Annotated in this window: 14 protein-coding genes; 9 read left to right on the top strand and 5 right to left on the bottom strand. The window is 48.6% G+C overall.

The window, feature by feature from the left end; translation table 11 throughout:
- Positions 1-153: 153 nt before the first annotated feature.
- Positions 154-627, bottom strand: coding sequence for a Tic20 family protein (locus tag QT992_RS22335; RefSeq protein WP_333315311.1), 474 nt, complete (start codon positions 625-627; stop codon positions 154-156).
- Positions 628-769: 142 nt separating this feature from the next.
- Positions 770-967, bottom strand: coding sequence for a hypothetical protein (locus QT992_RS22330; protein ID WP_190739976.1), 198 nt, complete (start codon positions 965-967; stop codon positions 770-772).
- A gap of 168 nt (positions 968-1,135) precedes the next feature.
- Between QT992_RS22330 and glyA the strand changes: the two genes are divergently transcribed.
- From glyA to QT992_RS22290, 8 genes are all read left to right on the top strand, one after another.
- Positions 1,136-2,419, top strand: a complete 1,284-nt coding sequence (glyA, locus tag QT992_RS22325; RefSeq protein ID WP_333377750.1) for a serine hydroxymethyltransferase — start codon at positions 1,136-1,138, stop codon at positions 2,417-2,419.
- Positions 2,420-2,873: 454 nt separating this feature from the next.
- The gene (locus tag QT992_RS22320; RefSeq protein WP_333308465.1) at positions 2,874-3,929 is read left to right on the top strand and encodes an MraY family glycosyltransferase; all 1,056 of its coding nucleotides are present in this window, start codon (positions 2,874-2,876) and stop codon (positions 3,927-3,929) included.
- Between the two features lie 236 nt (positions 3,930-4,165).
- Positions 4,166-5,422 (top strand): competence/damage-inducible protein A, encoded by a 1,257-nt coding sequence (locus QT992_RS22315; RefSeq protein WP_333377747.1) that lies wholly within the window; start codon positions 4,166-4,168, stop codon positions 5,420-5,422.
- A 299-nt stretch (positions 5,423-5,721) separates the two neighbouring features.
- Complete coding sequence (locus QT992_RS22310; protein WP_006631912.1) at positions 5,722-5,859, top strand: hypothetical protein; 138 nt, start codon at positions 5,722-5,724, stop codon at positions 5,857-5,859.
- Positions 5,860-5,971: 112 nt separating this feature from the next.
- Positions 5,972-6,412: a type II 3-dehydroquinate dehydratase gene (gene aroQ / locus QT992_RS22305; protein WP_333208377.1), complete on the top strand. Its 441-nt coding sequence runs from the start codon at positions 5,972-5,974 to the stop codon at positions 6,410-6,412.
- Between the two features lie 309 nt (positions 6,413-6,721).
- A complete protein-coding gene (locus tag QT992_RS22300; RefSeq protein ID WP_333315307.1) occupies positions 6,722-7,870 on the top strand; it encodes an ADP-ribosylglycohydrolase family protein in 1,149 nt (382 codons plus the stop codon).
- A 417-nt stretch (positions 7,871-8,287) separates the two neighbouring features.
- Positions 8,288-10,843 carry an HDIG domain-containing metalloprotein gene (locus tag QT992_RS22295; RefSeq protein WP_333315305.1) on the top strand — a complete coding sequence of 852 codons (2,556 nt, stop codon included), beginning with the start codon at positions 8,288-8,290 and terminating at the stop codon, positions 10,841-10,843.
- 46 nt (positions 10,844-10,889) lie between these two features.
- On the top strand, positions 10,890-11,150 hold the full coding sequence (locus QT992_RS22290; protein WP_333315303.1) for a hypothetical protein: 261 nt from the start codon (positions 10,890-10,892) through the stop codon (positions 11,148-11,150).
- A gap of 65 nt (positions 11,151-11,215) precedes the next feature.
- Here the strand turns inward: QT992_RS22290 and QT992_RS22285 are convergent, their stop codons facing one another.
- The gene (locus QT992_RS22285; protein ID WP_333315302.1) at positions 11,216-12,133 is read right to left on the bottom strand and encodes a carbohydrate ABC transporter permease; all 918 of its coding nucleotides are present in this window, start codon (positions 12,131-12,133) and stop codon (positions 11,216-11,218) included.
- Between the two features lie 15 nt (positions 12,134-12,148).
- Here QT992_RS22285 and rpsF point away from each other — a divergent pair, with 15 nt between their 5' ends.
- Positions 12,149-12,484, top strand: a complete 336-nt coding sequence (gene rpsF, locus QT992_RS22280) for a 30S ribosomal protein S6 (protein ID WP_015176119.1) — start codon at positions 12,149-12,151, stop codon at positions 12,482-12,484.
- A gap of 601 nt (positions 12,485-13,085) precedes the next feature.
- Here rpsF and QT992_RS22275 read toward each other — a convergent pair.
- Positions 13,086-16,097 carry an EAL domain-containing protein gene (locus QT992_RS22275; RefSeq protein ID WP_333315300.1) on the bottom strand — a complete coding sequence of 1,004 codons (3,012 nt, stop codon included), beginning with the start codon at positions 16,095-16,097 and terminating at the stop codon, positions 13,086-13,088.
- A gap of 109 nt (positions 16,098-16,206) precedes the next feature.
- On the bottom strand, positions 16,207-16,347 hold the full coding sequence (locus tag QT992_RS22270; RefSeq protein ID WP_333315298.1) for a hypothetical protein: 141 nt from the start codon (positions 16,345-16,347) through the stop codon (positions 16,207-16,209).
- Positions 16,348-16,398: the final 51 nt, after the last annotated feature.

The raw sequence follows: 16,398 nt of genomic DNA, 5'->3' as shown, positions 1-16,398 counted from the left end.
TAATTAGGTAAGTGCAAAAACAACAATGTCTTTTAGGAGCTTGTAGGGCCGTGTTTAGCGATGATTTGCGCCCTGGAAAGAGTTAACCATTTCACGCACGCGCCCTCTCCCGACTAATGACCAATGACCAATGACCAATGACCAATGACTGATTTATCGTACCTGCATATAAACAGCATCCGAAAGCGGAGGAATCTCTGCATAGCGTCCCAAAAGTGACTGCACGACGGCATAGGCAAATGCAGCAAAAGCGCCCAAAAACACCATGTTATACAGAGTTTCCGCAATAAAGGCGACTTGGAGGCCGTTAGAAAAAATCGGCAAAACCAGACCGCACAGCATCAAAACAATGTCTAAAAGAATCGCCTGCATCGCATTAAAACGAATGAAGTGACTGATGTTTTCGTTTCTAACTACTCCTAAATACAGAGCAAAGAAGATAATCAAGCTAGCAAAGGGCAAACTATAAATTTGCATCAAAGGAGCTAGCGGTATCAACAACAGTTGCAGGACAGGAAACTGTGTAAACAGAAACCTGCCAAAGGCAAGCCCGTCAACCAACGGGAGCAAATAAGGCAAAGAAGCAAAAATCCGGTCTGGAACAGTTGTAGATCCGCGCCAAGTCATAATGAACTCTCCTGAGTCTATCGATTAACTATGAATTCCATTAAACTCAGGATAACGCAGCAGCAGGGTTTGTGTTTCGACTCTGCCGGAATTTGCTTTTCACTCAGCGGGGAGTAGCCTCAACTACCAGATGCAGGCTTTTTTATTTAATATTAGCGATCGTGAAGCCCATTTGACACTCGTACCGATCGGGCAAATTTTCCGTAGGTTTAGCAACTGGATGTCCGCAGCGAAGCTCTCCACCGCTCCAGCGCGGTTGGCCCGTGCGATCGGCCAGCAAACAACTTTGGCAAACACACTGAGGGGCAAGCATCTGATTTTCCATTAAAATGACTAACATTTGATACCTCCGGCAGGTTTCACACCAGTAATTTCATTGTATGTCAGGAGTTGGGGACAAACGGCTTAACCTGAACACAACGTAATATTTATATCAATGGGGCGAAATCCGTAGTACGGTATAAGATCCCCAATTCCCAATCCCAAAACAGTTAAGAGGTTGATTATTGTGACGGACTGTAACTTAGAATTCCTTTCCAAAACCGATCCGCTCATTGCCGATTTAATCGGGCAAGAGCTGCAGCGCCAACGAGACCACCTAGAACTCATCGCCAGCGAAAACTTTACCTCCGCAGCGGTAATGGCAGCTCAAGGCTCAGTGCTGACCAATAAATACGCCGAAGGCCTGCCAGCGAAACGGTACTACGGCGGCTGCGAATTTATTGACGGCATCGAGCAAATTGCGATCGATCGCGCCAAACAGCTATTTGGAGCCGCTCACGCCAACGTCCAGCCCCACTCCGGCGCTCAAGCCAACTTTGCAGTATTTTTGAGCTTGCTGGAACCCGGAGACGGAATAATGGGCATGGATTTGTCCCACGGCGGACACTTGACCCACGGTTCGCCCGTCAACGTATCCGGCAAGTGGTTCAAAGCTTTTCACTACGGCGTCAGCCAAGAAACAGAACAGCTCGACTATGACGAAATTTTGGCACTGGCCAAAGAAAACCGACCGAAATTGCTAATTTGTGGCTATTCAGCATATTCGCGAATTATCGACTTTGAGAAGTTTAGAGCGATCGCCGACGAAATCGGAGCCTACCTGCTCGCCGACATCGCCCACATCGCCGGGTTAGTCGCCACAGGGCACCACCCCAACCCCCTCCCCCACTGTCACGCAGTCACCACCACCACTCACAAAACCCTGCGCGGCCCCCGTGGTGGCTTGATTATGACCAATGACCCGGAATTAGGTAAAAAGTTTGACAAAGCAGTTTTCCCCGGCACTCAAGGTGGGCCCTTAGAACACGTCATTGCGGGCAAAGCAGTAGCTTTCGGCGAAGCATTAAAGCCTGAATTTAAAACTTATTCCGGTCAAGTAATTGAAAATGCGCGCGCTTTAGCGGCACAGTTGCAGCAGCGGGGTTTAAAACTCGTTTCCGGTGGCACGGACAATCACTTAATGCTAGTTGATTTGCGATCGGTAAACATGACAGGCAAACAAGCGGACCAATTAGTCAGCGGTGTGAATATTACTGCTAATAAAAATACCGTGCCTTTCGATCCGGCATCTCCCTTTGTCACCAGCGGTTTGAGACTCGGTTCGCCGGCGATGACCACCAGGGGAATGGGAACAGCAGAATTTACCGAGATTGGCAATATTATCGCCGATCGCCTGCTAAATCCAGATGATGAAAGCGTCGCAGCAGACTGCCTGCGTCGAGTAGCAGCACTGTGCGATCGCTTCCCGTTATATCCCCACTTGTACTCGAAAGTGCCGGCATTAGCTTAATTTTCCTGATCGGCAATGGGAAATTGGTAGTTGGAAGTGTACGGGTAAAAGGGTAAAAGAGCAGGAAAAGATTGAGAGTTGCCGGTAGCGATATTGACAAGCGGTTTTCACCAAAAATATCGATCGCCAATACGGTTTTTAGTAAAGATATTTGTCGGGCGGGGCTGGTTTGACTAACGGTATTTGTCGGTTGCGAAAGATACCGCTCAACTGGGCCCGCTCGCCAAATATCGACTTTTTTGCTCGCGAAAGAGTCGATATTTCAAATCGTTAATTCGAGAGTTATGAATGAACAACCTGACAATTCGCCCCAGGGCAACTGCCATTGCGGCAAATCTCCGACTCCCAAACCCCCAGTCGCTCTTCAAGATGTTTCCTTGTTATAAGCCATCTGAAATGTAGTAGACTCTGCCTGACAGCCTAATTGCCCCGCACTATTTAAAATTGATTTCAGATGCCGTACCAGTATCTGTACCACATACTCGCTTTTCTGGTTTCTGCGATCGTCGTCCTCTGGAGTACGCCAATAGTCAAAAAAATTGGTCTCAAAAGCGGGCGAGTCGATCGGCCAGGCGAGCGAAAAGTCCACAAGCGCCCTATGGTGCGCTTGGGAGGAGTTTCCATCTTTCTCGGCACTATCACTGCCCTCTTATTTGTCTGGCTCTCAGGAGGCTTCATCGATGCTAACGGACAAGTTCTCAATCCCAAAGACGAATACGAAATTTGGGGAGTCACCCTCGGCGGCATCGGATTTTTCCTCATCGGTTTAGCAGACGACTTATTTTCGCTCTCGGCCTTAAAACGCTTGCTCATGCAAATTGGCGTATCCAGCATCGTTTGGTACGCGGGCGTACAGATTGAGTTTCTGACAGTTCCCTCCTTGGGACTGACTAATATTGGCTGGCTGAGCTTGCCAATTACCGTAATTTGGCTCGTCGGCATGGCGAATGCCATCAACTGGATTGATGGTTTAGACGGTTTAGCGGCGGGAGTTTCAGGGATTGCAGCAGTTGTGATGCTGATTGTCAGTCTGGCGATGCACCAACCAGCGGCGGCCCTGATTGCAGCGGCTTTGGCTGGCGGGACATTGGGATTTCTGCGCTACAACTTCAATCCGGCTCAAATCTTTATGGGAGATGGCGGGGCTTATTTTATCGGGTTTACTCTCGCTGGAGTGGGAGTAATTGGGTTAGTTAAAACTACGGCTGTTACTTCTGTGTTGCTGCCATATTTAATTTTAGCTGTACCGATTTTAGATATGTCGGCGGTGATTCTCGATCGACTTCGCAACGGCAAGTCACCGTTTATTGCTGACAAGCGCCACCTCCACCACCGACTTCTAGAAGCCGGACTATCCCATCGATTTGCGGTTTTATTTATTTACTCACTGACACTGTGGGTGGGAAGTTTAGCCCTAGCTTTTTCGCTTCCCAGCGGCGTAATTTACGCTATGGGTGCAACAAGTTTGCTGGGATATGCTAGCTGGAAAGTTTGGAGACACGCTAGGTGAAGGAAGAAGGAAGTTCGGCAACGGATTGTGTAACGGATGTAACGGATGTAACGGATGTCAGTCCGATGTCCGTCGGAAGAAGGAAGAAGGAAGAAAAATAATTTCTAATGCCCAATTCCCCAATGCCCAATGCCCAATGCCCAATGCCCAATGCCCAATGCCCAATGCCCAATGCCCAATGCCCTATGCCCAATTCCCCAATCCAAAATCCAAAATCTAAAATCTAAAATCGAATAATGGTTGCTGAAATTATTTGTGTTGGCACTGAATTGCTGTTAGGCGATATTCTTAATAGCAATGCCCAGTTTTTAGCCAAAGAATTAGCGAGTCTGGGAATCCCTCACTACTATCAAACAGTGGTGGGGGATAATCCAGAACGTATCAAACAAGTGTTAGAAATCGCCGTCAGTCGATCGCAGCTTTTGCTGTTCACCGGAGGCCTGGGCCCCACACCAGACGACCTCACAGTCGAAACGATAGCCGATTTTTTTGGGGTTCCCCTCATCGAAAAGCCGGAAATTATTGCAGATATCGAATACAAATATGCCCAGCGGGGACGCACCATGAGTCCCAGCAACCGCAAACAAGCTTTAATTCCAGAAACTGCGGACATTCTGCCAAACCGCAGCGGTTCTGCACCGGGCATTATTTGGCAGCCGGTTTCTAACGTGACAGTAATGACATTTCCCGGCGTACCGGCGGAAATGCACTTAATGTGGCAAGAAACCGCCGTTCCTTTCCTGAAAAATGGCGGCTGGTGCAGCGAAACTATTTACAGCCGCACATTGAAATTTTGGGGGATTGCTGAGTCGGCATTGGCGGAAAAAGTAGATAGTTTTCTGAATTTAACAAATCCTACTGTTGCTCCCTACGCCAATCACGGCGAAGTCAAACTGCGGATTTCGGCCCGCGCGGAGTCCTCCGTGGCGGCGAAAAACTTGATTGAGCCGATCGAACAACAATTGCGGCAAATTGCCGGCTTAGACTGTTACGGTGCTGATAGCGATACCCTCGCTTCGACTGTCGGCCAATTGTTGCTGGATGCGGGGCAAACTCTTAGCGTGGCTGAATCCTGCACGGGAGGTGGATTGGGGGCGATGCTGACTGGTGTTCCCGGCAGTTCTTGCTACTTTTTAGGCGGGATTATTTCTTACGACAATCGGGTTAAGGAAGGATTATTAGGTGTTAATCCGCAAGATTTAGCCGAATTTGGGGCAGTCAGCCACCAAGTGGCAAAACAAATGGCTGCGGGAGTTCGCGCCAGCCTCAATACCGATTGGGGGTTGAGCATTACAGGCGTCGCCGGGCCCGGAGGCGGCACAGATGCTAAACCTGTCGGACTGGTTTATGTCGGTTTAGCGGGCCCCGACTGCGACGCAGAAAGTTTTGAATACCGTTTTGGCGATGCCAGAGGCCGCGATTGGATTCGGAATCTGAGTAGCTGTACGGCGATCGATCGACTCCGGCGTAAATTATTGTTGGCAAAAGCGTAGAAAAAATCCTACGATTGGTCAATTGTCAATAGTCAACCGTAAGCTTAAGCTTTATTTAACACTGTCTACTCCGAGATAATTCGGCAATTTTCCTTTTGCCTCTTGATTATCTGTAAAGATTCGTTATGATAATAAGATAGGACTGATTGGCCAAGATACTGACTCTCTCCATTGCTCAAAATAACCAGCAAGCGAGAAAGCAAGTTTGACCTTTGGTTTCAAGGTCGTGCTTGCTTGTTTTCAGATATTTAGCCGTCGGTTTAGCAATCTAGACTATAAAAAAAGGAGCTATCCGTTCAATGGAAGACATTGAAAAGGTGCTGGAACAAATTAAAGAATGGGTTCGCAAGCTGATAGAAGGACTGCTGAGTCCAGAACCTGAACCGGAACTCGAACCGATTCGTATTCCTGTCAACCAACCGAGGAATCGCAGGTAGTCGGGACTGCATTAGAAGTTTGAGGTTTAAGGTTTGACGTTTGAGGTGGCAGACTGATTCTAAATCCCCTGTCAAAACTCTCATAATTTTTGTTGCGCTGGAAATTTTAAAATTGTTAAATATCCTGGTACTTCACGGCCCTAATCTGAATCTATTGGGTCAGCGAGAACCTGGAGTTTATGGTTCTGCGACTTTAAATGATATCAACAAGTTGCTAGAACGAGAAGCGCAAGCCCTCCAGGTGCAAGTCTCAATTCAGCAGTCGAATCATGAAGGGGTGTTGGTGGATGCAATTCACTCGATGTTAGGGCAGCACCAAGGCTTATTGATTAATGCTGGAGCTTATACTCATACGAGTGTGGCAATTAGAGACGCGATCGCCGCGGTGAATATCCCTGCGGTAGAAGTTCATCTGAGCAATATTTACCGGCGGGAAGCTTTTCGGCATCACTCGTTTATAGCAGCGGTGGCGATCGGGCAAATCAGCGGTTTTGGCCCAGAAAGTTATCGGCTGGGGCTGCAAGCTCTAGTTAGTTACCTGATTAAAAATTAAAAATTTACCGATTGTAGCGATCGGATGAGGGCAGGTTTTAGATGGAAAACCAGCCCTTATATGTTTGGGTTGAATTCAAATTAATCACAAGAATTAGGCAAAGAAGGAAACCAGGAAGAATTCTAAATTACCAATTACCAATTATATCAAATCCGTTAGCATCGGAATAGTAAATCCGAGTTCACGGCGTTGACAGTTCACGGCGTTGACAGTTCACGGCGTTGACAGTTCACGGCGTCAACAGTCAACCGTCAACATCATTCCGGTGTAACCGGAAATGATATTACTAACAAATTGAGTTAAATTCAAATGCGGCATTCCCTGTTGAGCAAGTTTCAAGGAACCATCCTGGGGGCAGTTTTAGGAGACTCTCTAGGTTTGCAATACCAGAGGCAACTCGTGGGTATTCCCCCCCAAACAGAAGACTTGCAGCCGATTTTACAACTGACGAAACACCAACAATTGACCCTAAGAGGGGCAACATTGGCGTTGAATTCTGTCAACAGTAAAATCCCAAGTGGCAAAGACTCATCCGAATCCGGGAGACTTGCGGTAGCGTGCGCTCAAAGTTTAATTCGGTGTAGGGGTTTAGATTTAAAAGATTGGCGCGATACTTGGGAAGCATTTGCCAAGTCGGAAATCTACCATCCCCGCAACAGTGAGTTTCAAACCTTACTTAATCCTGGTGAAGCTGCCCTTGCTGCGCTGCCATCCGCGATGTTTTTTCACGAAAATAAAGCCAAGCTGCGAGAAAAAATCATGCTGGCGATAGAGGTTTGGCACAACGAAAACCAGCCAGAATGGGAAACAGCAATTTTAGCAGTAGCATATACGATCGCCCGATCTCTCAAAGAAAGACTTGACCCCGCGACAGCGATCGAGCAAACACTTGCCTACCTGAAAACCGATAATGCCATAACAGAGCTGCTGCTGCAAGTGCAAATACTACTAGAAAAGGGAGCCGATTTAGAAACAGCCGCCACTCATCTGTGCAAAAGCGCCACAGCTTTGCGAGAAAGACAGGGCGAAGGTGAAAAAAAATTACAAACCCAGTCAATTGTCAACCCAGGAAATTTCATTCCCATTGCCTTAGCTTTCTACTGCTTTTTGAACACCCCAGAAGACTTGCGCTTGTCAGTGGTGCGGGCTGCCCGCTGTGGTATAGCCGGACAAATAACCTGCGCTTTGACAGGAGCTTTGTCTGGAGCCTATAACGGCGTTGCTGGGATTCCTGTAGAATGGCGACAGGTATCTTCGGCTGAGGTTAATTCGCAGCAGCTAGCCGAGGGCCGAGAACCCTCGCTCTGGGGAACGGGCAGCGAGGCAAAAATTGTAGAGTTAGCAAATAACCTGTTTGCTGTTTGGGCAGGAGTTTACAGCCCAGATGCCGCACTGGATTCCGCAGCGCTAGCCCGATCGGTGGCTGCACCTTATGTCATTAGACCTCGTAAAATATAAAGGTTGGAGCTTTTACTGGTAAGGGGAAACCAGAAATTAGCAATTAGCAATTAACAAGTCAAAAGCGAAAGTGGAAGGAGAGCGCCAATTAAAGATTAAAAAGTGAAAAATTAAATCGCACGCGCCTGCCCCAACAAGCCAGATTTAAACGAGAAGATGGGGTTGGGAAACGAAGAATATACGCAGAAACGGGTTTTTAGCCCTCGCGCGCCAGTTCTGTTCAAGATAGACAAGGGAAGGAAAGAAGGTGATTGCGTGGTTGGCCACCGTCAGGAAAGCCAACTGCTGGCGATAGTCAGGCAAAGTAGCCTGGAGGTTTGAATATTCAGTCAGGGTAGTTCGGATAAAATCAATCAAGATGCACAGTCAGAAATTCTGACAAAGCTGCTGGATAACAGTGATATATCTTCGACACAAATGAATACGATCTCCTCATTGATGCGGCAGATTGAGCAGCTAGGGGCTGCGCGCTCACTGCGCCAACACATTGCTAAAGTGCAAAATGGCGACAGCAAAGCAGATACCGAGCGCGCTGGCGGGCCTCTCCCGAGCCGTTTGTCGCGCCCGAAATGGCTTCTTCCCGAGACTTTTACTACTAGATTTACAAGTAAAACCTCCAAATCCAGCCTCAAAAATCAAGCTCGTTCCCCTATGTTGGCGCTGGTTGCGGTAGTTTCTCTAAGCAGCACTCTGGGCCACCGCTTCTACAACCAGCCGAAACTCGATGTGGGGACGAAAGCTCCTCAGACGATTAAGGCCCCTGATACTGCTAGCGTCCCGGATTACAAAACTACTGAAGAACAGCGGAAAGCAGCGCGGATCGGGGCTGTAGCCATATTAATGCTAGATCCTGCGGTCGATCGACAAATTTATCAAGAATTGCAACAATTTTTGCAGCAGGGAAGCGAGCTGCGGGAGTCGGTAGGCCCGTTTCCGTTTGCCAAGTCCTCGGCGCTCTCACTTGCTGCTCAGGTTTACTTGCGGAGCTGTCCCGAGTGGGAGTGGCGCTCGATTTTGGCGCAAGCGGGGGACAAAAGTGCAACTTCCGAGCGATTGAGTTTGGGTTCCCCCGCAGTTGCAGGGCAGACGGAGAACAAGTCTCGGCAGGATGCTATAGCTCAACTGCAAGCTTACAGCCGATCGCTCCCGGCTGCCGACTTTCAAAGCCTGACAGACAGTATTTCCTCTGCTCGCCTGCGCTATCTCAATGCTGTGGAGGCGCTGGAAAAACCGTCGGTTTTGGGACTCCCACAGATTTACGATACTTCGCTGTTTGATTTGTCGGATGCAGCTTGGCAGAAAACCCAAACCGGTATGAGTCGGGCGGCAAAAAGGATGGTGGCTCAAGGTATCCCCCAGGGCTTGCCAAAAGAGATTTTGAAAGAAGCTGTGAAGCTGCAAGTGGCTGATGAAGTGCCGTTAGAGTCCCAAGCTTGGGCGGTGGAGGGTTTAACAGCGATTTTGCAGCCAAATCTGGTGAGAGATCCCGAGGAAACCAAACAGCTAGCTGAATTAGCGGCCCAAAAGGTGAAACCGGTGATGATCGCAGTAGATCGGGGCGAAATAATTGTTGCACAAGGAAAAGAAATCTCGCAGCAAGATTTCGTGTTGCTCGACTATTTTGGTTTGAGCCGGCGGGGGGTGAATTGGCTGGGGCTGGCGGGTTTTGTTTGTTTAGTCGCGGGGGCAATTGCGATCGTACTGCTGGTGGAAAGGCACTACCGCTTGCGCCGCAGAGATCATTTGCTATTGCTGCTGCTGACTTTGAGCGCGCCGGTGCTGGTGAGTTTGGGCCTGCCTTGGACGAGTTTGCCCGCGATCGGGATTTTAGCGGGCGGCTTCTACGGTTCGGCAGTTGGAGTGACTGTGGTGGGGCTGCTGTCGGCGCTGCTGCCCATTGGCTTAAATGTGGACTTGATTCATTTGGTGGCTAGCGGGGCGGGGGGATTGCTGGGCGCTTTTATGGCCGGGCGGCTGCGATCGCGCGAGGAATTGGCTCTTTTGGGCGTGGCTGTCGGTTTGACTCAGGGCACCGTTTATCTGGTGGGGACTTTGATTGCCAGCGCGGCTGCCGGTGCTATTTGGTACGTCGTACTCGGTACGGTGGGCGCGCAAAGTTTGGCCGGTTTGGCTTGGAGCGTTGTGGCGATCGGCATCAGCCCTTATTTGGAACACCTTTTTGACTTGATTACGCCTACCAGGCTGGCGGAACTTGCCAATCCCAACCGCCCGCTGTTGAAGAAATTGGCTGCCGAGGCTCCGGGGACTTTTCAGCACACGCTGTTTGTAGCGAGTTTGGCGGAGGCTGCGGCCCGGGAACTCGGCTGCAATGTTGAGCTGGTCAGGACTGGGACATTATACCACGATATTGGAAAAATGCACGACCCGCTCGGATTTTGTGAAAATCAAATGGGCGGGACCAACAAACACGATGAAATTAATGACCCTTGGGCGAGCGCGGACATTATTAAAAAGCACGTTACCGAGGGGTTGGTGATGGCGCGGAAGCATCGATTGCCGAAGGCAATTCAGGCGTTTATTCCCGAACACCAAGGTACAATGTTGATTGCTTATTTCTACCACCAAGCGCAGCAAATTGCTGCCAAAGAAATAGAAGATTTAAAGATTGCTTTGCCAGATGCGGATAATTCAAAGTTAACAATCGCAAGTCGCCAAGTGAGGGAGGAGGATTTTCGCTACGATGGGCCGATTCCGCAGTCGCGGGAAACGGGGATTCTGATGCTGGCGGATTCTTGCGAGGCTGCTTTGCGATCGCTCAAGGATGCTACTCATGAAGAGGCTTTGAATATGGTTAATCGGATTTTGAGGGCTCGCTGGCAGGATAATCAGTTGATTGATTCGGATTTAACGCGGGAGGATATGTCTCTAATTGCGGAGATTTTTGTGCGAGTTTGGGAACAGTTCAATCACAAGCGGATTGCTTATCCTAGCGCAGTTTTTACTCCCAGGTAGGAGGAAATTTTGAGTTAGGAAAAATCAGTTCGCATTTCAGTTTTGAATGAGATTTCATGGCGATTGGGGCCGCAAAGCGCCATGCACTTCAGGATTGTCGCTGACAATTACCATAGTTTGTTTGATTCCTCAAAATTCCGAAGAGTCGATATCTCTTTCGCCAGCTAGGTGCGATCGCAATTTTTGCCAGTCTTGGGCATCGATCGCATTTGCAAAAGCGATGATAGTATCTACAGCCCCAGCGCGGTCTACAATCCAGCGGATTTCTGGCCGTTCCTACATCACAAATAAATTTTGTGAGTTGTGAATTCAAAAGATTTTAATTTTTAACCGCAGATGAACGCGGATAAACGCCAATTTTTTATCTTGATTCTATCCTTTGACTCCCGCAGCAGTTTCTGTTGGCACAATGTATTTTTGCAAGAGCAAAAATAGTCCTAAAACTGGAACAATAGAAATAATAGAACCCGCCGCAACTAAACGCCAATCTAAAGAAAATGTCCCGGCTAAATTGGCTACCCCTAAAGGTAAAGTGTAATATTCCGGCCTGTCTAAAACTAGCAGCGGCCACAGAAAGTCGCTCCAAGAACCGATAAATACGAAAATTCCTAGGGTGACTAAAGCTGGCTTAATTGCCGGAATCATGACGTGCCACCAAATGCCTAATTCGCTGCAGCCGTCGATGCGGGCTGCTTCTTCTAGTTCTTTGGGAACTGCTAGAAATGCTTGTCGCAATAAAAATATGCCGAAGGCTGAGGCTAGTCCGGGAAAGATTACGCCTAAATAACTATTTTTTAGTCCGAGTTGTACAGTCAATATGTATAGGGGAATCATGACTATTTGGAAGGGAATCATGATTGTGGAAATGATTGTAATTAAGATGGCTTCGCGGCCGCGAAATTTGAGTCGGGCTAAGGGATAAGCGGCGAGGGCGCAAAAGAGGATGTTGATGCTAACTGTGAGGCCGGCTATTAGGGTGCTGTTGAACAGGTAGCGGCCGAAGGGGTTGGTTTGCCAAACTTTGATGAAGTTTTCGAGGGTTGGCTGTTGTGGCCACAGTTGCGGGGGAAATTGAAAGATGTTTTCGTTGGGGGATTTGAGGGAGGTACTGAGCAGCCACAGCAAGGGAAACAGCATTAAAAGTGCGATCGCGCTCATGATGCTGTACGTCCACAGGGTGCTCCACGGCGAGGGAGTGTGGTTTGGGGAATTTGGTTTTTTAGTTTTGAGATTGTTCATTGTTGGGATATGATAATAAGTCCTTGCTTCGTGAGAAGCCTTGTTGTCCATAAGGGGATTATTGCCATGAAACCGTTTATTTACGAAACTATGTACATTCTGCGCCCTGATTTGGGTGAGGAAATGACAGACCAGGCGATCGCTAAATATCAAACTATTTTGCGCGATCAAGGTGCTGAAAACATCGAAACTCAGCACCGCGGCAAGCGCCGTTTGGCTTACGAAATCGGCAAGCACCGCGACGGAGTATACGTTCAAATGAACTATACAGCTCCGGGCGCTGCAATTTTTACCCTAGAGCGCGCGATGCGTCTGAGCGAAGAAGTGATTCGCTATTTGACAATCAAGCAAGATGTGCCAGACGCACCTGAAGCGGAAGCGGAAGCTGAAGTCGCCGAGTAGCACTCGTGTCAACTTAACGTCTTATACCAATTTAATGTGAAGTTGCATATATTTCGAGCCCCCTAAATCCCCCTTAATAAGGCAGGGCTGTTTCATTCTCTTGTAGGGGCAGCAAAGAGTGGCTGCTCCCATTTCCCAAACGCCTGTGAAGTCGTCTGCGGAGGGGGTAGGCACGGGGGCACTACCCCTACAAAAGCCTGATTTTCTTGAGAATGAAACCGCCCTGCCTTAATAAGGGGAGTAGGGGTTGATTTTGACCAAGCTCTTGTCCCACCCCCTACTCCCCTTATTAAGGGGAGCTCAGATTCTACGGGGCCTCATATAAAATTGGTATCTCCGAGAGATAAACAGTTTTAACCCAAGCGTATTGCCTTATTGACAATCAAGAAATTTGATCCGGGGCCCCCGGATTCATTCGTGGAGCGAGAAAAAAGCTCCTCGCTCCCGATCGCAACCCCCCGGATTTATCAGTGGAGTCGCTTTCTTCAATCTAAAATCTAAAATCTAACATCTAACATCTAACATCGTGTGACTCTCCAATAAGCACACCGCGCAATAGTTTTAATATTTTTTAATATACAAATTAAATATTTGGTTAAGTTCACCATTTCGGCGATCGCCTCAACAAGGCTGTAGCTGCCTCACTGTCGAGAGGTTTAGAGAAAAAGTATCCCTGACCGTACTCGCAGCCGAGCGACCGCATTTGAGCCAATTGGACGGCGGTTTCGACACCTTCTGCCACTACCTCCATCCCCAAACTGCGGGCCAGCATGACAATCGCCCGCACAATTTCCAAATTTTCACCCGTTTCTCCGATGCGACTGACAAAAGAGCGATCGACCTTCAAAATATTAATCGGGAACTTGTGCAAATAACTCAGAGACGAATAACCAGTGCCAAAATCATCAATGCACAGATCGATCCCCAACTCTCTCAACTGCGAAAGCATCGCCGCCGCCGCTTCCCCATCTTCCATCACCACACTCTCAGTAATCTCCAACTTCAAACAGCGAGCGTCAACACCCGTTTCCTGCAAAACTTGCTTAATTTGCTCGATCGATTCCGGTTCCGCAAACTGCCTCCCGGAAAGATTTACTGCTACAGTCAGCCGTGAATTTCCCAAAGGTAAATTCAAACTCTGCCACTTAATAATTTGGCGGCAGCTTTCGTTCAAAACCCACAAACCCAAAGGCATAATTAACCCAGTTTCCTCCGCCATCGCAATAAATTCCATCGGGGAAACTAAACCCCGTTCCGGGTGCAGCCAGCGCACCAGCGCCTCAAATCCGATAACTGAACCCGTTTTTAAACTAACGATCGGCTGATAATAAACAGTAAAAGGACATTCCAATTTTAAAGCGGTCACTTGCGACTTCGGACGCTCCAATCTCCGATCTATTTCACTCATCGGCGAGTTTTCCGCCGCCGTCCCACAGGCGAAATCCACGATCGAATATTTCAAATTTAGTTCTTCAACCGACTCCCGCAAATCGTTTTCCAAGTGCATCAAAGCCACAGCGCGAGCGTGCATCGCACTGGTAAAAACTTCGTAGCGAGCTTTACCGAGAGCTTTTGCCCGGTACATCGCAATATCAGCATCGCGCAAAATATCTCCCGGCCACTGATATTTGTCGGTACTCAAAGCAATGCCGATGCTAGCAGTAATTAAAACTTTATTACCTTCCAAATTCAGCGGTCGTTCGATCGTTTTGAGAATTTCCTTTGCTTGGGCGATCGCCTCATCAACACCGTGAATTTCTTCCAGCAAAATCACAAACTCATCTCCCCCCAGACGAGCCACCGTATCCCCTGGCCGCAAACAAGTCAAGAGACGGCGAGCCACCGCCACCAACAGCCGATCGCCCGTGCGGTGTCCCTGACTGTCATTAATCACCTTAAACCTGTCCAAATCCAGAAACAGCACCGCAAACTGATAGGTTGGATGCCGTTGTGCGCGGGCAAAAGCTTGCCCCAACCGGTCAGTCAACAAAGCACGGTTCGGCAACTCCGTCAGCGCATCGTGCAAAGCATCGTGCAACAATTGTTCTTCAGCCAGCTTGCGCTCAGTCACGTCGTGACAGTTGACCACAATTCCCCGCACCGAAGGTTCGTCGAGCAAATTCGTCGCCACCGCTTCCAACACGCACCAGGAACCATCCTTGTGCTGCACTCGGTATTCCGCCATTCCCAGGCTAACTTTCGGCATTTGCATGACACCTTTGAACACTTGATCCACTATCAGCAATTCGTCAGGGTGAATCAAGTCAAATATAGACCGGCCGAGGACTTCCGCCGTCGGGTAGCCCAAAATCCGCTCTAGGGAAGGAGAGACATAGCGGCAAAAGCCTTTCTCGTCGAGAATTACAATAATGTCTCTAGCATTTTCAATCAACGATCGAAAGCGCTTCTCGCTTTGCCGCAGCTCTTGTTCCGTGCGCTTTCGGTCGGTAATATCGGTATTCATGTAAATCAGACCGACAATTTTCCCTGTAGCGTCTTTAATAGCATCGGCCCGCAGCAACACTTGCAAAGTTTCACCGCTTTTAGTGCGGTTGGTAATTTCACCAAACCAAGAATAACCTTGGGCGATCGTATCGAGTACCTCCCTGGCGACTGCGGGGTCAGCAAAAACTGCCGATATACCTCCGGCTAGTTTAAATTCCTCTGCGGTGTCCCATTCAAATAGCTGAGAAAACGCTTGATTTTGATAGATGTGAGTGCCGTTCGCATCGCTGATGCCGATCGCGTCACTCGAACTTTCCACCGCCTTGCGAGTCAGCACCAGAGCTTCTTCTGCCCGCTTGCGCTCGGTAATGTCAATCCCTACCAGACAAGCTGCTGTGCCCTGAGCGTACTTTTGAGCCACAATCAAATAGTATCCCTCCGACTCTCCCCCGGCGGTTTGTATTTTAACGTTGAGTTCTTTAACCGCTTCCGTAGCGTCGCCGGCAAAAAACTCCACCACAAAAGAGTTAAAATCCGAGCTCGCGCCTAGAAAACCAATATCTTGACCGACAAAAGCCGACGGCGGCAAACCATGCAGTTTGGCTAAGTGCTGGTTAACCCCCAAATAGCGCAAATCCGAGCTAATCCACGATACTGTGCCCGGAACAGCTTCCAAAATCGTTTGCAGTTGGTCGTTAGCTTGCTGCAATGCTTCGTATACTTCACATATGCGTTCCGACAAGTCCGACTGAATCCCCACGAAGTGAGTCAAATTAGCCTTGTCGTCTCGCACGGGAGATAGCGACAATTTGCTCCAAAAAGGATTGCCGTCTTTGCGGTAATTTTTGATTGTTGTCTGGATTTCTCGACCTTGGCGCAAGGCGTCGCGGATCTTAGCTACAGTAGTTCGATCGGTATCAGGGCCTTGCAAAAATCGGCAATTACGCCCCAAGATTTCACTGGCACAGTAACCCGTCATCCGTTCAAAGGCCGGATTGCAATAAATTATGGGGCAATCGGGTGCATTGGCGTCAGCAATGACAATGCCGCAGCTACTAGCTGCCAAGGCTCGATCGCGCAGCCACAGGGCTGCTGACGCAGTATGGCGATCGTCGGCACTCCCCACTTCACCTAAATTAGAAATTGACTGGTTCTCCCGATCTCCCATCAGCCGAACTTTCAAGCAAACCTTTACAATTTCCGAGTTGTTTCTTACTTTAACGTTTTTCAGGACTCGCGCAACGTAAATTGTATCTTGGTATTTAAGTAAGCGGGATTTAACTCAGATGTTGCACCATTGTCAAGAACGGGCAAGATGCCCGTTCCACAAAGAATAAGTTTTCTTCTTGTGGAACAGGCATCTTGCCTGTTCCTAAACGTTCCACAAAGAATAAGTTTTCTTCTTGTGGAACAGGCATCTTGCCTGTTCCTAAACAAGTAATTGACAATGGTGCAACATCTGAGATTCA

Source organism: Microcoleus sp. T3_D1, assembly GCF_036700405.1.
Taxonomy (GTDB): Bacteria; Cyanobacteriota; Cyanobacteriia; order Cyanobacteriales; family Microcoleaceae; genus Microcoleus.
Note: the sequence above shows the minus strand (reverse complement) of the source record. Positions and strands in the feature narration are given on the sequence as shown.